The 24,035-nt window shown below is 31.2% G+C and carries 21 protein-coding genes; 9 read left to right on the top strand and 12 right to left on the bottom strand.

The annotated features are described in order from the left end of the window. The first annotated feature begins 24 nt into the window (after positions 1-24). The 3 genes from BVC87_RS20290 to BVC87_RS20280 all read left to right on the top strand — a co-directional run bounded on the left by BVC87_RS20290 (position 25) and on the right by BVC87_RS20280 (position 5,647). Positions 25-1,599 carry a tetratricopeptide repeat protein gene (locus BVC87_RS20290; RefSeq protein WP_075344239.1) on the top strand — a complete coding sequence of 525 codons (1,575 nt, stop codon included), beginning with the start codon at positions 25-27 and terminating at the stop codon, positions 1,597-1,599. Positions 1,600-1,764: 165 nt separating this feature from the next. After that, complete coding sequence (locus BVC87_RS20285; protein WP_083629660.1) at positions 1,765-4,617, top strand: TonB-dependent receptor; 2,853 nt, start codon at positions 1,765-1,767, stop codon at positions 4,615-4,617. Further along, positions 4,592-5,647 carry a phytase gene (locus BVC87_RS20280; RefSeq protein WP_075344238.1) on the top strand — a complete coding sequence of 352 codons (1,056 nt, stop codon included), beginning with the start codon at positions 4,592-4,594 and terminating at the stop codon, positions 5,645-5,647. Before BVC87_RS20285 ends, BVC87_RS20280 begins: the two co-directional genes overlap by 26 nt. 676 nt (positions 5,648-6,323) lie before the next feature. On the opposite strand, the gene gldA is transcribed toward BVC87_RS20280, so the two are convergent. The 11 genes from gldA to BVC87_RS20230 form a co-directional block, all read right to left on the bottom strand. Further along, positions 6,324-7,217 carry a gliding motility-associated ABC transporter ATP-binding subunit GldA gene (gldA, locus tag BVC87_RS20275; RefSeq protein WP_075344237.1) on the bottom strand — a complete coding sequence of 298 codons (894 nt, stop codon included), beginning with the start codon at positions 7,215-7,217 and terminating at the stop codon, positions 6,324-6,326. A 46-nt stretch (positions 7,218-7,263) separates the two neighbouring features. Then, complete coding sequence (locus tag BVC87_RS20270) at positions 7,264-7,752, bottom strand: dihydrofolate reductase (RefSeq protein ID WP_075344236.1); 489 nt, start codon at positions 7,750-7,752, stop codon at positions 7,264-7,266. A 23-nt stretch (positions 7,753-7,775) separates the two neighbouring features. Then, positions 7,776-7,961, bottom strand: coding sequence for a hypothetical protein (locus BVC87_RS20265; RefSeq protein ID WP_075344235.1), 186 nt, complete (start codon positions 7,959-7,961; stop codon positions 7,776-7,778). A gap of 82 nt (positions 7,962-8,043) precedes the next feature. Then, on the bottom strand, positions 8,044-8,868 hold the full coding sequence (locus BVC87_RS20260; protein ID WP_075344234.1) for a thymidylate synthase: 825 nt from the start codon (positions 8,866-8,868) through the stop codon (positions 8,044-8,046). A gap of 174 nt (positions 8,869-9,042) precedes the next feature. Beyond that, positions 9,043-9,228: a hypothetical protein gene (locus BVC87_RS20255; RefSeq protein ID WP_075344233.1), complete on the bottom strand. Its 186-nt coding sequence runs from the start codon at positions 9,226-9,228 to the stop codon at positions 9,043-9,045. A gap of 179 nt (positions 9,229-9,407) precedes the next feature. Next, positions 9,408-9,596 (bottom strand): hypothetical protein, encoded by a 189-nt coding sequence (locus tag BVC87_RS23260; protein ID WP_143569862.1) that lies wholly within the window; start codon positions 9,594-9,596, stop codon positions 9,408-9,410. A 283-nt stretch (positions 9,597-9,879) separates the two neighbouring features. Continuing rightward, the gene (locus BVC87_RS20250; protein ID WP_143569861.1) at positions 9,880-10,242 is read right to left on the bottom strand and encodes a hypothetical protein; all 363 of its coding nucleotides are present in this window, start codon (positions 10,240-10,242) and stop codon (positions 9,880-9,882) included. A gap of 22 nt (positions 10,243-10,264) precedes the next feature. Further along, positions 10,265-11,989: a NupC/NupG family nucleoside CNT transporter gene (locus BVC87_RS20245; protein WP_075344231.1), complete on the bottom strand. Its 1,725-nt coding sequence runs from the start codon at positions 11,987-11,989 to the stop codon at positions 10,265-10,267. A 12-nt stretch (positions 11,990-12,001) separates the two neighbouring features. Next, complete coding sequence (locus BVC87_RS20240) at positions 12,002-12,610, bottom strand: bifunctional nuclease family protein (protein WP_075344230.1); 609 nt, start codon at positions 12,608-12,610, stop codon at positions 12,002-12,004. Between the two features lie 159 nt (positions 12,611-12,769). Beyond that, on the bottom strand, positions 12,770-13,723 hold the full coding sequence (locus BVC87_RS20235; protein WP_075344229.1) for an electron transfer flavoprotein subunit alpha/FixB family protein: 954 nt from the start codon (positions 13,721-13,723) through the stop codon (positions 12,770-12,772). 70 nt (positions 13,724-13,793) lie between these two features. Beyond that, positions 13,794-14,534: an electron transfer flavoprotein subunit beta/FixA family protein gene (locus tag BVC87_RS20230; protein WP_075344228.1), complete on the bottom strand. Its 741-nt coding sequence runs from the start codon at positions 14,532-14,534 to the stop codon at positions 13,794-13,796. A gap of 286 nt (positions 14,535-14,820) precedes the next feature. Between BVC87_RS20230 and BVC87_RS20225 the strand changes: the two genes are divergently transcribed. The 4 genes from BVC87_RS20225 (at position 14,821) to BVC87_RS20210 (ending at position 21,417) form a co-directional block, all read left to right on the top strand. Continuing rightward, entirely contained in the window at positions 14,821-15,801 is a 981-nt protein-coding gene (locus BVC87_RS20225) for a pyruvate dehydrogenase complex E1 component subunit beta (protein WP_075344227.1), read from the top strand. Between the two features lie 79 nt (positions 15,802-15,880). Further along, a complete protein-coding gene (locus tag BVC87_RS20220; protein WP_075344226.1) occupies positions 15,881-18,412 on the top strand; it encodes a DUF5686 family protein in 2,532 nt (843 codons plus the stop codon). 93 nt (positions 18,413-18,505) lie between these two features. Continuing rightward, positions 18,506-19,033: an inorganic diphosphatase gene (locus tag BVC87_RS20215; RefSeq protein WP_075344225.1), complete on the top strand. Its 528-nt coding sequence runs from the start codon at positions 18,506-18,508 to the stop codon at positions 19,031-19,033. 113 nt (positions 19,034-19,146) lie between these two features. Continuing rightward, positions 19,147-21,417, top strand: a complete 2,271-nt coding sequence (locus BVC87_RS20210; RefSeq protein ID WP_075344224.1) for a sodium-translocating pyrophosphatase — start codon at positions 19,147-19,149, stop codon at positions 21,415-21,417. A gap of 43 nt (positions 21,418-21,460) precedes the next feature. On the opposite strand, the gene BVC87_RS20205 is transcribed toward BVC87_RS20210, so the two are convergent. Then, a complete protein-coding gene (locus BVC87_RS20205; RefSeq protein ID WP_075344223.1) occupies positions 21,461-21,919 on the bottom strand; it encodes an Lrp/AsnC family transcriptional regulator in 459 nt (152 codons plus the stop codon). A gap of 156 nt (positions 21,920-22,075) precedes the next feature. On the opposite strand from BVC87_RS20205, the gene BVC87_RS20200 reads away from it, so the two are divergent. Next, on the top strand, positions 22,076-23,296 hold the full coding sequence (locus BVC87_RS20200; protein WP_075344222.1) for an aminotransferase class I/II-fold pyridoxal phosphate-dependent enzyme: 1,221 nt from the start codon (positions 22,076-22,078) through the stop codon (positions 23,294-23,296). A gap of 130 nt (positions 23,297-23,426) precedes the next feature. Continuing rightward, positions 23,427-24,035, top strand: a 609-nt coding sequence (locus tag BVC87_RS20195) for a Na+/H+ antiporter NhaC family protein (protein WP_317041743.1), incomplete at its 3' end; no start/stop codon positions are given.

The following is a 24,035-nucleotide window of genomic DNA, read 5'->3' as shown; positions in this document are numbered from 1 at the left end:
CAAAATATATTTATTTGTGAATGTATGTGGGGAGCAAAAAATATATACTTAGTAAGTTTTTTACTACTATCTTTTTTAAAAGTAAATACGCAAAACTTTGATCAAAATAATGATGCGTTATACAATACACTTACTGAAAATTTAAAAAAAGCTAAAGTAATTTCTTCTTCTAAACTAATAGCCCAAAGTAACTTTGAATTTGGAAATTATTATTTTTCTGCGGGCTTATTTACCCAAGCTATAGCTTATTATAACAATGCACTTATACATGCTAACAGTTTAAAAAAACAACGTTTTTATGTGGCTTTACATAATAAACTAGGGCAGGCTTATTTAGCCATGAATAATTATAACTCAGCTAAAACTTTTTTTGAGGAAGCATGGAAAAATGCCGAAATTATGAATGATATACAAGGAGTAGCTACCTCAAAGTCATTTTTAGGACATTATCATGAAAAACAAGGAGAATATTTAGAGGCCTTAAAATATCAACAAGAGAGTTTACAGCTTTTCGAACAATTGAAAGACCATATTGGAGTTGCCACCGTAAATGAAAATATAGGAAGTATTTATGAAGATTTAATACAATATGACAAGGCATATACATATTTCATAAAGGCATATGTTTTTTTTAAAGGTACAAATTCTAAATCTGAAGTTAATGTACTTAATAATATAGGAGATATTTATAGAAAAAAGGAAGATTATACCAAAGCAATTCTTTTTACACAAAAAGCCATTGATTTATCTTTAGAATTAAAAGACAGTCATTTAATAGAAAGTGCTTATAAAGATCTATCAAAAATATATGCACTGACTAACGATTTTGAAAAAGCATATGCAAACAGAGTGTTATCTGAAGAGTATGGGCAAAAAGCTTTAGTCGATCAAAATCAAGGACAGCTAAGCGTACTACAGGCTGAATATGATAGTAAGAAAAAGGAAGCTCAAATACAATTGCTATTAGAACAAAATAAGGTGAGTAGAGCAAATCAGAGAATTCTAATGATTTTATTTCTATTTATATTATTTCTAGTAGTTGTATTCATGTTTTATTACTACAAAAAGAGAAGAGCAAATCTCAAAATTCAGGAGTATAAACAAAGGATGCTGAAAGCTCAGTTAGATAAAAAAGCTATAGAAGAAAAAGATTTACAAAAAGCAGTACAGCTAAAAACAGCAGCATTGTCTAAATATAGTCTTCACGTAGCACAAAAGAATAAAATTTTAGAACAAGTTTCTAAAGATTTAAAAAACATAGTTGCTAGAAAAGATATTGATCAAAGAACTACAATTAAATCTTTAGCTAAGGATATTGATTTTAATTTAAATCAAGAAAACGAATGGACTGAATTCAATAGTATTTTTAGTGAAGTACATCCAGATTTTATAAGAAAACTATCTACAATTTCTAATGAGAATTTAACACCATCAGAACTCAAATTAGGAATGCTTTTACGTTTAAATATGTCATCTAAAGAAATAGCATCTATATTAAGAGTAACTCCTGATAGCGTTCGAGTAGCTCGATATAGATTACGAAAAAAACTTCCTATAAATTCAAAGAAAGAATTAGTCAATTTCATGCTAGATTTATAGAAAAAGGAAGTGAGATTTCTTCTCTGTTATCTGAAAGTAAAGTCCAAGTTAATGTTGCCTTGTTGTATACAAAAAAAAACGTTTCGTAGCTATTTTATTGCCTTGTTTTAAGATACTGTAACCCCTGTCAAATCTAAATTTGTTGATAAATCAACATGTATTATTATGAAACTAAAAAAACAACTAGTTTGTAGTGTTGTAACGCTACTATCACTATTCTTCAGTGCAAATATTATTGCACAAAGTGGAACAATTCAAGGTATAATTACTGATGAAAATGGAATTTATGTTCCAGGAGCAAATGTATTATTACCTTTTTTAAAAAAAGGAGCAGTATCTAACTTTGATGGTCGTTTTACTTTTGTTGCTATACCCCAAGGAAATTATAAACTAAAGATTTCATATCTAGGATATAAAGACATAGAGCAAGAAATTTCAGTAACGGAAAATCAGACTACTTCAGTTGCATTAACTTTAACTCCTGATGCATTTCAATTAAATGAGGTAGAAATCACAGCATTTGGTTTAAGCGGTCAAGCAAGAGCATTAAATACACAAAAAAATAATATGAATATTACTAATGTGGTGTCTACAGACCAGATTGGTAAATTTCCAGATGCTAATATTGGAGATGCAGTAAAACGAATTCCAGGTATCACCATGCAAGTAGATCAAGGAGAAGCCAGAAATATTATTGTAAGAGGTTTATCTCCACAGTTAAATTCGGTAACGCTTAATGGAAGTAGAATTCCTTCAGCAGAAGGAGACAACAGAAATATTCAAATGGATTTAATCCCTTCGGATATGATTCAAACTATAGAAGTAAATAAAGCAGTAACACCAGACATGGACGCAGATGCCCTTGGTGGTTCTGTAAACTTAGTGACTAGAACAGCTCCTCAAGGATTTAGAGTTGCAGCTACTTTAGGCTCAGGAATTAGTTTTATTACCAATAGAAGAATTTTAAATGGATCTTTTTTAGTAGGTGATAGAACAAAGGATAAGAAGTTTGGATGGATGTTTGCTGCCTCTATAAATGATAACGATTTTGGATCAGATAATGTAGAAGCAGAATGGTCAAACGAGTTTGGATTTTTTAATGGTACAGATGAAGAAGAGATTGAGGTAAATCCATATACTAATGTCCTTGAACAAAGAACATATTTAGTACAGCGTGTAAGACGTAGTTTTTCTGCAAATTTAGATTACCAGATTAATGCTAACAACAATCTATACTTGAAAACAATGTATAATTGGAGAGATGATCGTGAAAATCGTTTACGATTAGAGCATGAAATATTAGATGCTGAAGATATAGAAGTAGGAGATTTTACAATTACTAACGGAACCCCTACAAGGTTTCCAGTAGAAGTAAAGCGCCAAACTAAAGGAGGAATTGATAATGGTAGAAATAAAAACAGAAGACTTGAAGATCAACGTATGCAGAACTATACGTTAGGTGGAGATCACGTATTCGGAAATTTAAAAATGGATTGGATGACATCTTATGCAAAAGCATCAGAAGAACGTTTAGATGAGCGTTATGCAGAGTATGAGTCAGAATACATTATTAATAATGATATTTCAAATTCTGAGTTTCCATTATTTACAGCTGTAAATGCACAAGAAGCTAATGATCTAGCTAATTTTGAATTTGGTGAAATTACTAATGAAAATCAGTATACAGAAGAAGAAGATATTAACCTATTTGTTAATTTCGAACTACCAGCTGACTTTTTTAATAAAGGAGAGGGAACTGTAAAATTTGGTGCAAGAGGTCGTTTAAAAAAGAAACTTAGAGATAATAACTTCTTTGAGTTTGATCTAGAAAGTACTTTTCCTACACTAGCATCTATTCCTACTAAGGATTATACAGATGGAAATTATTTAGCAGGAAGCCAGTATCAAGCAGGTTTTTATGCCGATGAAACTTGGTTAGGTAGTTTAGATCTTAATGGAGGTGATACTGTACCAGATGAGTTTTTACGTGATAATTTTAATGTTTCAGAAGATGTTTGGGCTGGATATGTAATGGCTAATCAAAAATTATCGAATAAGCTTAGTGTTTTAGCAGGAGTAAGATTAGAAGCGACTAATATTGAAGCAACTGGAAATAATATTTTAGATGAAGACGAAGATGAAGGAGATATCACACGATCTAATAGCTACACAAATATACTTCCGGCAATACACCTAAAATATGATGCGACAGATAAAACAGTTGTGCGCTTTGCATGGACAAATACTATTGCTAGACCAAATTATGCAGATTTAGTACCTTTTACTGATGTAGTTACTGGAGATGAAGAAATTTATTTAGGAAATCCAGATTTGGATCCTGCAACTTCTATGAATTTTGATCTGCTAGGAGAACATTATTTTAAAAATGTTGGGATTATTTCTGCAGGAATTTTCTTCAAAAAAATTCAAGATTTCACCTATGTGTTCCAAACAAAAACTACAGATGATACCTTTGGAGTGGGGACTACAGACTTTGATATTTTTCAACCTTTGAATGGAGATGATGCTTCTATATTTGGTACAGAGATAGCTTTTCAACGTCAGTTAGATTTTTTACCAGGATTTGCAAAAAACTTCAGCCTGTATTTAAATTATACTTATTTAACATCTAACGCAGATGGAATTAGAAATGAAGATGGAGATGTAAGAGAAGATTTAGATTTACCAAATACAGCGCCATATATGTTTAATGGATCTTTAAGTTATGCAGATAAAAAGTTTACTGCACGTTTATCAGCAAATTATTCGGATGCTTACATAGATGAAATAGGAGGTAGTGCTTTTGAAGATAGATATTATGATGAGCAATTTTTCTTAGATTTCAATGTAGGATATGCAATTAATGATAATTTAAGAGTTTATGCCGACGTAACCAATATTACAGATCAACCTCTACGTTATTTTCAGAGTGTAAGTAACCGTACACAGCAAGTTGAATTTTATGGTAGAAGGTTAGCGATTGGACTAAAATATGATCTATTCAAGAGTAAAAAATAGAAGAGAGATCATGATGAAGATTAAAATGATAGTAATTACTGTATTTAGTATTGTTTTTTCTGGATGTAATCAGAAAAGTAAACTAACACCAATTACTCCAGATATAATTACAGAAAGTACTTTAAATGATACTGATGATCCTGCAATATGGATTAATCATAAAGATCCATCTAAAAGTATTGTTTTCGGTACTGATAAAGAAACAAATGGAGCTATTTATGCATTTGATCTTGGAGGTAAAATCATTCACGAAAAAACAATCCGCAATATTAGACGTCCTAATAATGTTGATATTGAATATGGATTTAAATTAAATGATTCTACTGAGGTAGATATAATGGTGTTTACGGAACGTGAAAAGCAACAAATAAGAATGTTTTCAGTTCCAGATATGAAGCCACTAGATCAGGGAGGTTTTAAAGTTTTTGAAGGAGAAATAAAGCCAGAATATAATTTACCAATGGGAGTAAGTTTGTATAAGTCTCCTAAAAATAGCAAGGTATATGCTATTGTGAGTAGAAAAATTGGTCCAAGGGATAATTATTTACATCAATACGAATTTACTGTAGATAGTATTGGAGTAAAGAGTAAATTAGTTAGAAGCTTTGGTAAATTTAGTGGGAATAAGGAGATAGAAGCTATTGCTGTAGATGATAATTATGGTGTGGTTTATTATTCTGATGAAGGCGTTTGTGTAAGAAAATACTATGCAGAGCCTGATCAAGGTAATGAAGAACTATCTTGTTTTGGAGGAGATTATTTTTACGAAGACATTGAAGGTATAGCTATAGCAAATACAGGAGATGGAACAGGCTATATTTTAGTTTCTGATCAACAAAAAGGACAGTTTAATATTTTTGATAGAAAAGATAATTCATTTGTTAAGGCAGTTAATCTTAGTACCGTTGAAACAGACGGATGTGATGTTGTTACAGCTAATTTAGGAGATAAATTTTCAAAAGGACTTTTTGTTGCTATGAACGACAACAAAAATTTTTACTTCTATAGTTTAGACAAAGTTTTAAAATAATATTTTTTCATTTCAGTTTTTAAAAGCCTTTATATTGAAAACACCTCCTTTGTAGAGAGAGGTGTTTAAACTTTAGGCTAAAAATTAGCTGGGAAACATTCTAAGTGTTGGGGGAAATATAAGATTTTCTGATAACACTAACTTTTAGTCTCTTGTACTTTATGAAATATTCAAAACTGATATAAATGAGGATGGAAATCCAGCAATAGAATCGTAAAACTAAGCTAAGGATTAACTTGGGGGAAAATCATCACTTATATCAGTTTTAATTACATATCAAAGATGCTTATTAAATTTAGTTTTTTATAACACGAAATACAGAAAGTAAATCAGTAATCAACTTTTTTAAATATTGAATTGGTTTTTAAGTAACATTAGTATAATAAATATTTTTAATTTACTGTATTTAAGTGATTTGTGTTTTTTTTGAAGAGGTAACATTTTTAAAAGTGTTATGATTAATATTTCTGTAATTTTAGACTAGTCATTTAGTTGAATCTAGAAAATATTAGACAAACACGAATTGGGGGATTAATGTTTAGTTTAATTGAAAATGATGAAGAAAGCTAAGAATTAGTTTTTGTTAATAAAACAATTCTTATCAAAACACGAAGCATCTGATAATTCAGATGCTTTTTTTTATAGTTAAAAGTTGTAGTGGTTATTTAAATTTTAGCTATTTCGTTAATTCTATAAATAAGCTTTCTAAATTTTTATTTTCAGAGTTCAATTCTAGGATTTTTAATTCGTATTCTTGAGCAAAGTCAAATAACTTAGGTCTCATGTCTTCCTGACTTTCAAAAACCAATGTCCAAGAATTATCATAGTTATTTTTAATTTCTTTAATATTAGCTAGTCTTTGTAGAAACTGTTCTTCTATTTTATAATCGAATGTTACTTTTATGGTTTGAAGATTATCGTCTTTTAAATCGGCTAACTTTTTATCTAATACCAATTCTCCGTTATTAATAATAATAACTCGATCACAAACAGCTTCCACTTCTTGCATAATATGCGTAGAAAGTAGTACAGTTTTATCTTTACCTAATTCTTTAATTAAACTACGAATTTCAATAAGTTGATTAGGATCTAATCCCGTAGTAGGTTCGTCTAAAATTAATACTGCAGGATCATGTAAAATAGCAGCAGCCAAGCCTACACGTTGACGATATCCTTTAGACAACTGACGGATCTTTTTATGTGCTTCTTTTTCCAATCCAACTTTAGTAATAACCTCAGTTATTTTAGTTTTTTCGGTTTGATGTATATCAGCATGAAACTGTAAATATTCTTTTACATACATGTCTGTATATAATGGGTTATGTTCAGGTAGATAACCTATTTTTTTTTGAGTAGCAATCGTATCTGTTTTTACATCTATATCATCTACAATAACAGTTCCATCATCAGGATCGATAAAACCTGTTAATATTTTCATTGTAGTAGATTTTCCTGCACCATTAGGACCTAAAAAGCCAACAATCTCTCCTTTTTGAGCAGCAAAAGAAATATTATTCACAGCTTTTTGAGTGCCATAAGTTTTTGTGACAGATGTAAGTTGGATTGACATGTATATTGTTTTTAAAATTAAAGAATATCTATAGAAAAGATCTCTTTTAATTTTTCTTTATATAAGAAACGAAACTATAGTCGTATTTATTTTTTTCATCAGCTATACAATCTTCACGCGCTACTTCTTTCCAAATACTCTGGTCAATTTCAGGAAAGAACACGTCAGCATCGAAACTTTGATGTACTAAAGTAATATCTAAACGGTCAGCTAATCCTTTAGCTAAGGCTTCTTTATAAATTTGTGCACCACCTATAATAAAAGCATCATTCCCATTTGTTAGCTCAATAGCTTGTTCTAGACTATTAGCTATCAAACATCCATCTTGGAAATAGTTGTTATTTCTAGTAATAATTATGCTAGTTCTATTAGGAAGAGGTTTACCGATACTTTCAAAAGTATTTCTACCCATAATAATATGGTGTCCTGAAGTAACTTTTTTAAAACGCTTTAAATCTGCTGGTAAATGCCAAATTAAATCATTATCCTTTCCTAATTCATTTTCTTTACCAATGGCGGCAATAATAACTATCATAAATTATATTAAAAAGAACAAAATTACATATTTTTAACCCATTCTTTAATGTAACCGACTAAATCTCTTTTGTCAGTAACGTCTTCATCAATAGTATTTGAGTGTATATTTTGAATAATTGTCTTTATAGCGAGTAACACATTTTCGTCATCAATTTCTGCAACAATGTCGTAAATATCTTCTTTTATAGTATCAATTTCTGCGATCATTTTTAGTGAATTTGTTTTGACTACTAATTTACTAGATTATTAGAAATAAAAAGATAAACTTTTACAAAAACGACGTTAAAAATTAAACAGCTACAGTCCCTTTTATATGTGGATGAGGATTATAATTTAATAATTCAAAATCGTCAAATGTAAAATCTTCTATGTTTTGTATTTCAGGATTAATTTTCATGGTAGGCAATGGTCTTGGATCTCGTGTAAGTTGTAATTCCAATTGCTCTAGATGATTGTTGTATATATGTGCATCACCAAAAGTATGAATAAATTCACCCGCTTCATATCCACAAACTTGGGCTACCATCATTGTAAATAAAGCATAACTAGCAATGTTAAAAGGAACTCCTAAAAAGATATCTGCACTACGTTGGTATAATTGACAAGATAATTTCCCATCTGCTACATAAAACTGAAAGAAAGCATGACAAGGAGGTAATGCTGCTTTACCATTAGCTACATTTTCTGCAAAAGAGATAGAAGTATCTGGTAGTACACTAGGATTCCAAGCAGAAACTAACATACGTCTGCTATTAGGATTATTTTTTAACGTGTCTATAACTTCCTTAAGCTGATCTATTTCTTCACTATTCCAATTTCTCCATTGGTGTCCATAAACAGGTCCTAAGTCACCATTATCATCTGCCCATTCATTCCAAATACGAACTCCGTTTTCTTGTAAGTAGTTAACATTTGTATCTCCTTTTATAAACCATAATAATTCATAAATTATCGACTTTAAATGTAATTTTTTAGTGGTTACCATAGGAAAACCCTCACTTAAATCAAAACGCATTTGATAACCAAAAACACTCTTAGTTCCTGTACCAGTTCTATCACCTTTCTCATTACCGTTGGCTAAAACATGTTTTACTAAATCTAAATACTGCTGCATATTCCCTTTAAAAATTTTGGTAAAAATAAAAAAGCATCAACTTTTATCATTAATGCTTTTAAAATTGTTTTCAGTAAGTTATTAACTAACTAGTTTTATTGTTCTCTATGCTGAGCATAAAACAACTGTTAACACGATAATATTTAACTCGATTTAATAGTGTATTTTAGATTTTTAATGCCATCTACAAGTGTACAGAGGAGGTAAGCAAGTTCCTACTGCTACTTCTCCTACATTTGGTAAAGAAACATAGCATACTGTACCTCTACAATACCCGTTGAAGTTAAATGTCCCATTAATTTCACTCTGCTCTTTTTTCGATAGAATTTTAATTCCGTTTAAGTTTTCTAGATTTTTCATGATTAATTTAGTTTTAAAGAGTTTACGAGAAATTTAGACAAAAGTTCAATAGTAATTGTTTTAAAGTGGAGTTTTGACTCCACTATGTGGTGTTTCGATCTTATGATGAGGATAAAAAATAAAAAACATCAATACTTGGCAAAGTATTGATGTTTTCTATTTAGTATTACAATTATTGGTTATGCCCAAATACATCTACGATTGATACAATATCCAAAATCGCAGAATTCCTCTCCCTGAGAAGTTCGTACACAACACATGTTAGTTCCTTTACAATAAGGTCTGTACACTGTAAGAGAACCATGTATTTCGTTTAATTCTTTTTTAGATAAGATTTTTACTCCATTAAGGTTTTTAATTGTTTTCATTTTATGAATATTTAAAGGTTAATTTACATTACTGTTTACATCTAACTTTAGATGTTTATTAATGAAAGCTTATGTTACTTGCTATGTGTTGAAAACACTTAGTTTAAAATGTTGTGCTCATTGGTTCACTGTGAAAATTAATTAACAAGTAAACATTATTCAATTTAGTTGAGAAGAAAGGTGGTATTTGATAGTGTAGATAGCTTTTCATCATATTTGGTTTTTCGGGTTCTTTAAATATAATGAAAAAACAAAAATGTTGTTGTTTTAGCTGTTATAAAAATTATTTAAATACTACAATGGTTAGAGCACCTATAATAGAAGCTAGTGTTCCCATATGTACTATTAATTTGGGTGTGATTTTTATAATTTCTTTATCACTTTCTAAGATTTTTGCTTTGAAAATTTTAGCTATGTATAATCCAACTGTTGAATCAAAAGCACCAACAATAAAAGAACCTATTATGGCAGAAACAAAGCTTCCGTAAAGTTGTAAGTATAGGGCGATAAAACCATAAATAATAAAGGAACCAAAAGCAAACCATACATATTCAAAATCCAATATTCTGGATAGTATAGAGCCTATAATATCGAAAATGGCAATGACAGCAAAGCCAATAAGAATTACAATTATTGATTCCAACATTTATTTACACTTCTATTTAATTCTAACCGATAATCATACCAGCTATTGTAGCAGACATTAATGAGGCAATAGTTCCTCCTATTAATGCTTTAATACCAAATTCGGATAATGTTTTACGCTGACCTGGGGCTAATGATCCAATACCTCCGATTTGTATACCAATTGATGCAAAGTTAGCAAATCCACACAACATATACGTAGCCATAATTACAGATTTATTGTATGTGAGGTGAGTTGCACTAGCAACATTCTTTAATTCTGCAAGTTGAATATAACCTACAAATTCACTCGCAGCAAGTTTAATTCCTAACAATTGTCCCATTAAAGCTGTATCTTCACTAGCTACACCAATCAACCACATTAGCGGAGCAAAAATGTAACCTAAAATGGCTTCTAAAGAGAATTTTTCATAAGGAGTGTGCACAGCCATCCATTCGTTTAGACTAGTAACATCTCCAACCCAACCTAGTATTCCATTAATCATTGCTATAAAAGCAACAAAAACTAATAACATAGCTCCTACATTCATAGCCAATTGTAAGCCTTCTGTAGTTCCATTTGCAATCGCATCTAGAATATTAGAACCTATTTTTTCTGAAGATACTTTTACATCAGTATTTATTTCTTCGGTTTGTGGGTATAAAATTTTTGAAATAACAATAGCACCAGGCGCAGCCATAACTGAGGCCGCTAGTAAATGTTTAGCAAATTGCAGTCGTAAAACTGGATCATCTCCTCCTAAAAAGCCAATGTAAGCAGCTAAAACAGCACCAGCAACTGTAGCCATTCCACCAATCATTACCAATAACATTTCTGAGCGATTCATTTTTTCTAGATACGCTTTAATCAGCAAAGGAGCTTCTGTTTGACCTAAGAAAATATTACCTGCAACAGATAAGCTTTCAGCACCAGAAATTTTTAAAATTTTAGATAGCGTCCAGGCCATTACTTTTACTACTTTTTGAATTATTCCAAGATAGAATAATAAAGAAGTTAAAGCGGAGAAAAATATAATTGTAGGTAGTACTTGGAAAGCGAAAATGAATCCAAAGGTATCCATATCTACAACTAAGCCTTCAAATAGGAACTTGCTTCCAGCTCTTGTAAAGTCTAAAACACTAACAAAAAGTTGACCAATAGCATTAAATATTTTTTGAATCAAAGATACTTTAAGTACTCCAAACGCTATTAATAGTTGAAAAGTTAAACCTAAACCAACAGTTTTCCAGTCAATTGCTTTTTTATTAGAGCTAAAAAGGAAAGCAATGACGATTAATACAATCATACCTAGTATACCTCTCCATAAACTTTGCAATGAAAAACCTTTACTTGGAATTAACTGATCATTTTGTTTAGAACTATTCTCTATTTCAGCATTAACAACAGTAGTAGTATTGCTTGTATTAGTAGAAAACTTATAATTAATATTTTTTTCAGAGATAGTTAATATACTATCGTTTAATTCTACAATGTTATAATACCTAACAGTATCTTTAGGTAAGTTATAGTTAAATATTAATAAGTTATTTTGATGAATATAACTTCCTTTAGCTAATAAGCTATCTTTTGAAGTTAAAAAATAAGAGAATTTTCCTTTATTAAGATTAAAATAATCTCCTTCTTTAATTTCAATAATAGATTCACCAGAATTTTGTTCGATAGATTTGAACTTCCAGTTTTTTTCTAAGTTTTGAGCAACACCAATAAATGATAATAAAGAGAGAAGTACTACAAATATATTTTTCATTTCTAAGTGTTTTTAAGAACGTTTACTAATTTCATCTCTGATCTTAGCAGCTAACTCATAATCTTCATTATTTACAGCTTCAGAAAGTTGTTGTTCTAAATCATTTAAAGATAATGAAGAAAAATCATTTTCATTAATAATTTCAATTTCAGTTTCCAGCTCATATTCATCAGCATCACTTTCTTCGCTGATTTCTAATTCTTCTTCAGTCTTTAGGTAGATTCCAGCTTTATCTAATATATTCTCATAAGTAAAAATTGGAGCTTGAAAACGTACAGCTAGCGCTATTGCATCTGATGTTCTTGTGTCTATAATTTCTTCTATACCGTCACGTTCACAAATTAAACTTGAAAAAAAGACACCATCTACTAATTTATGTATGATAATCTGTTTTACTCCAATAGAAAATCGTTCAGCAAAAGATTTAAATAAATCGTGAGTAAGAGGTCTTGGGGGTCTTATCTCTTTTTCTAGAGCAATGGCAATTGATTGTGCTTCAAATGCTCCGATAATAATTGGTAAAGTTCGTGTTCCTTCCATTTCACTAAGCACTAACGCGTAAGCTCCGCTCTGAGTTTGGCTATATGAAATTCCTTTAATGGTTAATCTTACTAAGCTCATGTATCTGTCTTCATACAAAAAAAGCCGTCTTTCATTAGACTGACTTTAGGGTGCCACAATTTAATAAAAAATATGACTACGGAAAGATTAAATGTTAAAAAATAAAAACTCTAGAAAACCAATTGGTTTCTAGAGTTTTCAATATATATTTAATCGTTTTTAGCTTTGTTTAAAAGCTTTCAGTTTCTCAATTAATTGAGGAACAACTTCAAAAGCGTCTCCAACAATACCATAATCAGCAGCCTTAAAGAAAGGAGCTTCAGGGTCATTATTAATTACTACTTTCACTTTAGAAGCATTAACTCCTGCTAAGTGCTGAATTGCTCCAGAAATTCCAATAGCGATATATAGATTTGAAGCTACTGGCTTACCAGTTTGTCCTACGTGTTCACTGTGTGGTCTCCATCCTAAATCAGATACAGGTTTAGAGCATGCAGTTGCAGCACCTAAAACATCAGCTAATTCTTCAACCATTCCCCAATTTTCAGGACCTTTTAATCCACGTCCGGCAGAAACTACCACATCAGCATCAGCAATAGTAACTTTTCCTGTTGCTTTATCAATAGAAACAGAAGAAACACCTAATTCTGGTAATGAAGCATCGAAAGCCTCACTAGTACCAGAAACTGGATTTTCATGAGCACCATAAGAATTTTTAGCCACTCCAATAACTTTTTTATCAGTTAGAATTTCAGTGTTATTAAACCCTTTGTTAGAAAACGCTTTACGCTTAACTACAAAAGGATTAGTGCTACTTGGAGCCTCTACTACATTAGAAGCATATCCAGCTTCTAAACCTACAGCTACTAAAGGAGCTACAGTTAAGCCATCAACACTAGAATCGATAACAACAACATTAGCACTTTGAGCTTCTGCTACTTGCTTAATAATAGCTGCATATCCTTTAGCATTAAAAGAAGTTAAGTCATTTTTTACTTCAACAACTTTTTCAGCACCATAAGTATATAATTCAGAAGCATCACCACCGTTCACTGTTAAAGCAACTACATTAGTTCCTAACTGTTCAGCTACTTTTTTCCCGTACGAAACAACTTCATAAGCTGTTTTTTTAAATTTTCCTTCCGAAGAATCGGCAAAAACTAATACAGACATATTTTTAATTTTTTAATATTTGATAGTGTATTATGATAATACCTATCAAAATGAATTGATTTTTTAAACTTTAAATTGCTTTAGCTTCGTTATGTAAAAGATTGATTAAATCATCTACATTATCCACTAATTTTACATCTCCTTTAGGAGCAGGCTTTTCAAAACTTTGAGTACTTGTTGCAGCAGAACTACTTGTAGGTTCAACTACGTTTAATGGTTTCTTACGAGCCATCATGATACCTCTCATGTTAGGAATTCTCAAATCTTTTTCCTCAACTATTCCCTTCTGACCAGCTACAACTAAAGGTAATGTTGATGATACTTTCTCTTCACCACCATCAATTTCTCTTTCTAATGTTGCTGAAGTACCTTCTACTTCTAAACCAACACAACCATTAACAAAGTTAAAATCTAATAAAGAAGCTAACATACCAGGAACCATTTGTCCGTTATAATCAGCAGATTCTTTTCCTGCTAACACTAAATCGTACCCTCCGTTTTTTACAACTTCAGCTAACTCTTTAGCTACTAACATTCCATCAGTTGGAACCGCATTAACACGAATAGCATCATCTGCACCAATAGCTAAAGCCTTACGTAAGGTAGGCTCAGTTTCAGCACCACCTACATTAACTACGGTTACAGAAGCTCCTTGTTTTTCTTTAAACCACATTGCACGTGTTAAACTGAATTCGTCATATGGATTGATGACAAACTGAACACCATTAGTATCAAACTTGGTATCGTTGTCCGTAAAATTAATTTTTGAAGTGGTATCAGGGACATGACTGATACAAACTAATATTTTCATATGTTGTTAATTTTAAACGCTTAATTTGTGGCACGAATTTACGTATTTTTTTTGATTTATTATGCATGCATAATAAATTTATTCTGTCTCGAGAGTTAAAAATTGAAGACATTTACAGGTAAAATAGCTAGAATTTTGCTGAGTTAATTAAAATAACACCTGTAGTTTTATATCTAAAGTCTTACATTATTATAAGTATGTATGTTTTTATAGTTTTTAAAAGTATTTATTTACCACTAATTTTTTACTTTTGTCAATTGATAAACAACTACTTTTAATAAAACATATGAAAACAGTTCAATTTAGAGAGGCTATTTGCGAAGCGATGAGTGAAGAAATGCGTCGTGATGAGAGTATTTATTTAATGGGGGAGGAAGTAGCGGAATACAATGGAGCTTATAAGGCTAGTAAGGGAATGCTAGATGAGTTTGGTGAGAAAAGGGTAATAGATACACCAATAGCGGAATTAGGTTTTGGAGGAATAGCAGTAGGTTCTGCTATGAATGGAAATAGACCTATCGTTGAGTATATGACATTTAACTTCTCTTTAGTAGGAATCGATCAAATTATTAATAATGCAGCTAAAATTCGCCAAATGAGTGGAGGACAATTCAATTGTCCAATTGTATTTAGAGGACCTACAGCTTCTGCTGGTCAGTTAGCAGCAACACACTCACAAGCTTTTGAAAGTTGGTATGCAAATTGTCCTGGGTTAAAAGTTATCGTACCATCAAACCCTTATGATGCTAAAGGATTATTAAAAGCTGCAATTAGAGATGATGATCCGGTTATTTTTATGGAGTCAGAACAGATGTACGGTGATAAAATGGAAATTCCTGAAGGAGAGTATGTGTTACCAATAGGTGTTGCAGATATAAAAAGAGAAGGATCAGATGTCACTTTAGTTTCCTTTGGAAAAATCATTAAAGAAGCATACAAAGCAGCAGATCAGTTAGCAGAAGAAGGTATTTCAGTAGAAGTTATTGATTTAAGGACAGTACGTCCAATGGATCATGAAGCAATTCTTACTTCTGTTAGAAAAACAAATAGATTAGTAATTTTAGAAGAAGCTTGGCCTTTTGGAAGTGTAGCTTCAGAAATTACATTTAGGGTACAAGATGAAGCATTTGATTATTTAGATGCTCCAATAAAAAGAATAACAACAGCAGATACGCCAGCACCATATTCGCCTGTATTATTAGAAAAATGGTTGCCTAACGCAAATGATGTAATACAAGCTGTGAAAGACGTTATGTACGTTAAGTAAATTATAAAATTAACAAAGTAGATTTAAAATTCTTTTAGCTCTTTAATCAAGCTAAAAGAATTTTAATTATTAAATAACTATGAAGATTAGAATTTTTACACTACTAGTTTTGCTAAGTTTATTTGCTAGTGCGCAAACAGTAGTGAAAGGAAGAGTGGTTGATGAGTTTGAAAACCCGATGCCTTTTGTAAATGTTTACATTAAAGGTACCACAAACGGAACAACTACAGATGATGATGGAAGATTCGCTTTTCAAATGAAAAAGAAGAGAGGAATACTAGAAGTATCATTTGTTGGTTTCCAAACACAAACAATCAATATCACTTCCAAAGCAAAATTTTTAAACATTGTGCTAAAAGAAGGTTCTAATGTTTTAGAAGAAGTAATTATTGTTACAAAGCCTAAAAAGAGACTAAAAAAGAAAGAAAATCCAGCCTATAAAATTTTACAGGAAATTTGGAAACGTAAACGTAAAAATGGAGTTGAGTTAGTTGATTATTATCAATATAAGAAGCAAACCACTATAGAAATAGGTTTAAATAACTTGGATACGGTTTTTATCAAACGTTTATTTAAAGATCAATATGAGGATGCTATAGGAGAAATTGATTATGATAGTAATGGTGTAAATTATTATATGCCTATCTACTTAAGTCAGCAAGTTTCTAAGGTATATGGTAACAATAAAATAGGTAAAGAAAAAGAAGATATTGAAGCGGAAAAAGACGAAGGATTAGGGGCTCAAGGTTTTGTTTTTGATAGAATGTCTCGAACATTTCAAAATATAGATGTATTTAAGAATAATATTACATTGTTAAATAAATCTTTTGTAAGTCCTTTATCTACTGATGGTTTTGCTACATACGATTATGTTTTATACGACAGTATAGTAGATAACAATAAGAAATTATACAATATTTATTTCTTTCCTATTAGAGATCAAGATTTAGCTTTTAAAGGTAATTTCTGGGTTGCTGATAAGGCATTTACACTTCGAAAAATAAGAATGGAAGTAGTAAAAAAAGCTAATTTGAATTTTGTTAGAGGATTAACTTTTGAGAAGGAATTTCAAGTTAAAAAAGATAGTATTTATTTACCTGTAAAGAATGCTTATGAGGGAGATTTTACTTTTTTAGATAAAAGTGAGTCTAATAAAGGGTTAGCTATAAAAAAGACAATAAGTTACAAGGACTATGTCTTGGAAAGGTCTTTTTCTGATGAGTTTTATGATATTGAAGCTAAAAAGATACGACCTGATCAGTATACTAAATCAGAACAGTACTGGGAGGAGTTTAACGATCAAGAGAATAAAGATACTTACAAGCTTATAGGTAGCGTAAAAAAGAAGAAAGAAATTAAAAGACTTACTGGTTTTATAAATACGATTTCTAGTGGGTATATAAATTTACCATTCATCAATGCTCAATTTGGGCCTTTCTGGACGGCACTTGCAAGTAACGAAGTTGAAGGTTTAAGAACTAGATTAGGTTTTAGAACTTTTAAAACTAAAGATGATCGCTTTAGAATGTCTGGACACTTAGCCTATGGTTTTAAAGATAAGGATTTAAAATATGGAGTAGAAGCTCGATATTTACTTTCTTATCAACCTAGAATCTCTATGAGTTTAGCGTATCAAAATGATATAGAACAATTAGGAAGTGCTTTATTAAATACAACCCAATTATTAGGATCAACATTTGGATCTACAGCATTATTTTCGAGAGGTAATAACTTCTTTCTATCTAGAGTGGAAAGAATAGCAAGTAATTTTGATTATGCTATTCATAATAACTTTCACATAGGAGTGAACTTATCTAGGTCTACAATTAAATCAGCAAGTCCAGAAAACTTCTCTGTTAGTTACTTAGATGATTTAGGAAATCGTCAATCAAGTATTGTGGATGTTGCTTCAGATTTTTATGTAGCTTTTACACCAGGAAGATTTGTGTATGGTTTAGGAGTAGAACAACGTTTCGGAAGAAATGTTTTTCCTTCTATAGTAGTTAATTTCCGTCACGGATATAAAGGTTTCTTTAATGGTACACATGATTATGATAAAATCCAAGTAAGATACAACCAACCTATTTTATTAGGAAAATTTGGGTTATTAGATACTACAGTAGAAGGAGGTAAAGTTTTTGGTACAGTACCATCTTCATTATTAAGTGCGATTCCTGCCAACCAGTCGTTTTCGTTAGTACCTAATACATTCTCGTTATTAAATTTTTATGATTTTGTAACAGACTCTTATTTTTCTACTCATTTAGAGCATCATTTTAATGGTTTTTTACTAAATAGGATTCCATTTGTAAAAAAACTAAACCTAAGAAGTTTACTTACATTTAGAGCTACCTTTGGAAGCATTTCACAAAAGAATAGGGATATAAATGATCCTGTTGTAAATGCTTTAGGAACTCAAAATATTCGATATAATGTGCCAACTAATGGATACTATGAATATGGTTTTGGGTTAGAAAATATAGGTTATGGAAATCTTCGTTTTTTACGTGTAGATGCTATTTGGAGAAGTAATTATACTCCTCCTACTAATAGTATTGCATTACCTACGCCAAAATTTGCAATTAGAATTGGTATTAAGCCGGGGCTATAAATGTAATTTAACCTAAAAATAACTTATAAACTTTACCCAAAAACTATAATTTATACCTAGTTTTGCAACCTGATTTTTAGAAAAGAAATAAATATGACAGCAAAAGAGAAACAAACTGTTGATGTATTAATAGAAATACCTAAAGGAAGTAGAAATAAATATGAATACGATTTCGATTTAAAAAAGATTCGTTTTGATAGAATGTTATTCTCATCAATGATGTATCCTGGAGATTATGGATTTATTCCGGAAACTTTAGCTTTAGATGGAGATCCTTTAGATGTTTTAGTTTTAGGAGCAGAGCCATGTTTTCCAATGTGCGTTATGGAAGTAAAACCTATAGGTGTTTTCCATATGGCAGATGAAAAAGGTCCAGATGAGAAATTAGTATGTGTACCAATCTCTGATCCAATTTGGAATAAATACAATGATTTATCTGATTTAAATCCACATAGAAAAGAAGAAATAACACACTTCTTTCAGGTATATAAAGATTTAGAAAAAAAGAAAGTTGATGTTGGAGGTTGGGGAGATGCAGATGAAGCATACTCAATTCTTGATAAATGTATAGAGCGCTACCAAAGTAGTGAACACAACGAAAAAGGAAGTTTTAAGATTTAATATTCTTAATAATATATAATTTTTAAGCTCATCACTTATGTGGTGAGCTTTTTTTATTTAGAGTTTGATTTTGTTATATTTAATGCATCAAATTAATCAAATTATTAACTATTATGAAATCAAACACAGTGTTTTTACCAGTTATACTGGCTATCTTAGGATTGATTTTTATGTTCATCAAAATGTCTTGGGTGAAGAAACAAGATGCAGGAGATGATAAAATGAAATCAATTTCAAAAAGTATTAAAGAAGGAGCTTTAGCGTTTTTAAATGCAGAATACAAGCTCCTTTTAATATTTTCAATAATAGCATCAATAGCACTCTTTATTATATCTCAAATTGTAGAAACCACCCATTGGATTATTGTAATTGCCTTTATTATAGGTGCAATTTTTTCAGCATTGGCAGGAAATATAGGTATGCGTATTGCTACTGATGCGAATGCAAGAACTACAGAAGCTGCAAAAACGAGTTTACCAAAAGCATTGCAAGTGTCTTTTGGAGGAGGAACCGTAATGGGACTAGGAGTTGCAGGATTAGCAGTTTTAGGATTAAGTCTTTTCTTTTTGTTATTCGTTTCGATGTTTGTTACTGGAGAAGGAAGTTTTTATAATGAAATGACAGTAGCTTTAGAGGCATTAGCTGGATTTTCTTTGGGAGCTGAAAGTATTGCTTTATTTGCTAGAGTAGGAGGTGGAATTTATACTAAAGCAGCAGATGTAGGTGCAGATTTAGTTGGGAAAGTTGAAGCAGGAATTCCTGAAGATGATCCAAGAAACCCAGCTACTATAGCAGATAATGTTGGAGATAATGTAGGTGATGTTGCAGGTATGGGAGCCGATTTATTCGGATCTTATGTAGCGACAGTATTGGCTGCTATGGTTTTAGGAAATTATTTAATAAGAGATATGTCTTCAGTATCACAATTTACTGATGCTTTTAACGGAATGGGACCAATCTTGTTACCATTAGTTATTGCTGGTGTTGGTATTGTGGCTTCTATTGTAGGAACATTTTTAGTGAAAATAAAAGATAATACAGCTAAAGAAGCTCAGGTTCAAAAAGCGTTAGATTTAGGAAATTGGACCTCAATATTAATAACATTAATCGCAAGTTGGTTTTTAATTCGTTGGATGTTACCAGAAACTTTACAAATGAATTACTTTGGAGAAGGGTTAAAAGAAGTGCCTTCTCGTCACGTATTTTATGCTTGTATGATCGGATTAGCAGTTGGAGCATTAATTTCTACAGTAACGGCTTATTATACGAGTTTAGGAAAAAAACCAGTATTAGATATTGTACAAAATAGTTCTACAGGAGCAGCAACTAATATCATAGCCGGATTAGCAGTGGGAATGAAATCTACATTTTTATCCGTTATTTTATTTGCAGCTGCAATTTATGGTTCTTATGCTTTAGCAGGTTTTTATGGTGTAGCACTGGCAGCGTCAGCAATGATGGCTACAACGGCAATGCAATTAGCGATAGATGCGTTTGGCCCTATTGCTGATAATGCAGGAGGAGTAGCAGAAATGAGTGAGTTGGAAGATCATGTACGTGAACGTACTGATATTTTAGATTCAGTAGGAAATACTACCGCTGCTGTAGGTAAAGGTTTTGCAATTGCTTCTGCAGCTTTAACAGCTTTAGCATTATTTGCTGCTTACGTTACATTTACAGGAATTGACGGAATCAATATTTTCAAAGCGAATGTTCTAGCTATGTTATTTGTTGGAGGTATGATTCCAGTAATTTTTTCTGCATTAGCAATGGAATCTGTAGGTAAAGCAGCTATGGAAATGGTACAAGAGGTACGTCGTCAGTTTAAAGAAATTCCAGGAATCATGGAAGGTACTGGAACTCCTGATTATGCAAAATGTGTAGATATCTCAACAAAAGCAGCTTTAAAAGAAATGATTTTACCAGGATTAATTACTATTATTACTCCAATCATTATTGGTCTTTTATTTGGAGCCGAACCTTTAGGAGGTTATATGGCTGGTGTTTGTGTGAGTGGAGTTATGTGGGCTATTTTCCAAAATAATGCAGGAGGAGCTTGGGATAATGCAAAAAAGTCATTTGAAGCAGGAGTAGAGATTAACGGTGAAATGACATTTAAAGGTTCTGATGCACATAAAGCAGCGGTAACAGGAGATACAGTTGGAGATCCATTTAAAGATACTTCTGGACCTTCAATGAATATTTTAATTAAACTTACCTGTTTAGTTGGATTAGTAATTGCTCCAATTCTAGGAGGACACTCTTCAAAAAAACATGGTGATACTGAAGTGAAAAAAGAAATGAAAATCGAAAAACCTAAAGCTTCAGTGGCGATCAATGATAGTAAGACCAAAGAATTAGTACCCATAACAGATAAAGAATAGTACTTTATAAATGATAAGCCATTGCTCTATGCAGTGGCTTTTTTTATACAACAATTTTAGTTGAATTTTTTATAGTTCCTATCATAAATGAACTTTGAGTACTACCAATATATTTGATTGAAGTTAATTTGTTAACCATAAACTCTCTATACTCCTCCATATCTTTCACATATATTTTTAAAATATAATCGTAGTCTCCACTAACGTGAAAGCATTCCGAAACTTCATCTAGTTTTAAAATTTTACTTTCAAAAACTGATAGATATTCTCTAGAGTGCTGTATTAATTTTACATGGCAAAAAACTAAAAATGATTTATCTACTTTTTGAGGATCAATCTTTGCACTGTAGTTTGTTATAATTTGTTCTTTCTCTAACTTTTTAATTCGTTCATAAACTGCGGTAACTGATAAATTTAAAAGTAAAGAAAGCTGTTTGTTAGTACGTTTACTATCCTCCTGTAAAAGGTTAATTAGTTTGGTGTCAATATGATCTAATTTCATTTTGAAAAAATTTCAGTAAAGTTATTTGTTTTTATTTTGATTTAGATTTTTTTATTTTAAAATATGTATTTTTTAGATTTAAAATCTATAATAATCTATAGGTATTGAATAATATTTAGTTTTTGTGTTTTTTTGAAGAAACAAATACTAGTTCTAATGAAATTTAAGCCAGCTAATAAAATTCAAGATTTACAATATTTCGGAGAGTTTGGAGGAGTGAATCCATCAATCTCAGATTCATCAACATATACTTTTCTTTCAGCAAAAACAATGTTTGATACTTTTGAAGGAAATACTGATGGTTGTTATTTATATTCAAGACATACGTCACCTTCAAATTTATATTTAGGAGAAGCATTGGCGGAAATGGAGGGTACAGAAACAGCTAACGTTACTGGATCAGGTATGGGTGCTATCACACCTGTTTTATTACAGTTATGTAAGTCAGGAGACCATATCGTGTCTAGTAGAACAATTTATGGAGGAACATACGCTTTTTTAAAGAATTTTACACCGAAATTGGATATTTCAACATCATTTGTTGATATCACAAAACTAGATGTAGTCGAAAAAGCAATTACAGAAAATACAAAAGTACTATATTGTGAGTCAGTAAGTAATCCTTTATTAGAAGTAGCAGATATTAAAGGTTTGGCATCTCTAGCCAAAAAATATAACTTAAAATTAGTTGTAGATAATACGTTCTCACCATTGTCAATATCTCCAGCACAATTAGGAGCAGATGTTGTTATTCATAGTTTAACAAAATTCATTAACGGATCTTCAGACACTGTAGGTGGAGTAGTTTGTGGTACACAACAATTTATAGATGATCTTAGAAATGTGAATGATGGAGCGTGTATGTTGTTAGGTTCCACTATGGATAGTTTACGTGCATCATCGATATTAAAGAATATGAGAACATTACATATTCGTATGAAACAACATAGTATGAATGCGATGTATTTAGCAGAGAAGTTTGAAGCTGATGGATTAAAAACAGTATACCCTGGTTTGGCATCTCATCCTTCTCATGAATTATTTTCTTCAATGATGAATGAAGAATATGGTTATGGAGGAATGTTAACTATTGATGTAGGTTCATTAGAGAAAGCAAATGAACTGATGGAGTTAATGCAGCATAAGAACTTAGGATATTTAGCAGTAAGTTTAGGTTTTTATAAAACTTTATTTTCAGCACCTGGAACATCAACATCTTCTGAAATTCCTGAAGAAGAGCAAGAAGAAATGGGATTAACAGATGGATTAATACGTTTCTCTATTGGTTTAGACAATGATATAGAAAGAACATATAACATGATGAAATCATGTATGGAAGAAGTTGGGATTATGATGCAAGAAGCAGAAACCATATAATTTTCCCCCAATTTGTCTTTTTTTACAGTAAGGTGTAGCTTCATATGGCTACACCTTATGCTTTTATAGCGTATTTAACTTGTAGGATTCTTAACAAAATCGTAACATTACACTCCGAAAAAATCAAATAATGAAAGAAACTAACAATTCTTCTGAGATAAAAATAAAAGATCAAAAAATCCAACAAAATAAAGAATTGAGTATATGGGAAGCTTTAATTCCTGTTATCATTTTAGTAGGGTTATTAGCCTATAATATTTTTGCGAAAGATGGAGCTTGGTTGGGAGATTATTCAAATCAATATATTCTATTGATGGGAGGTGTAGTAGCAGCAGTTGTAGGATTTTATAATAAAACTTCAGCTCAGAAAATGGTTATGGAAGTTTGGGAAAACTGGAAGAGTGTTTTTGTACCTATTATGATTTTATTTTTAGTTGGAGCGTTAGCTGGTACTTGGTTAGTGAGCGGTGTAATACCAGCTATGGTATATTATGGTTTACAAGTATTGAGTCCATCTATTTTTCTACCAGCATCAGTAATTATTGCAGCAATAATTTCTATAGCTACAGGTAGTTCTTGGACTACATCTGCTACGGTGGGAATAGCATTAGTAGGAATTGGAAGCGCATTAGGAATTCCTGCAGGAATGATAGCAGGAGCAGTAATTTCTGGAGCTTACTTTGGAGATAAAATGTCACCAATGTCTGATACGACAAACTTAGCACCAGCTATGGCTGGG

The organism is Tenacibaculum agarivorans (genome assembly GCF_001936575.1).
GTDB classification, from domain to species: Bacteria; Bacteroidota; Bacteroidia; order Flavobacteriales; family Flavobacteriaceae; genus Polaribacter; species Polaribacter agarivorans.
Note: the sequence above shows the minus strand (reverse complement) of the source record. Positions and strands in the feature narration are given on the sequence as shown.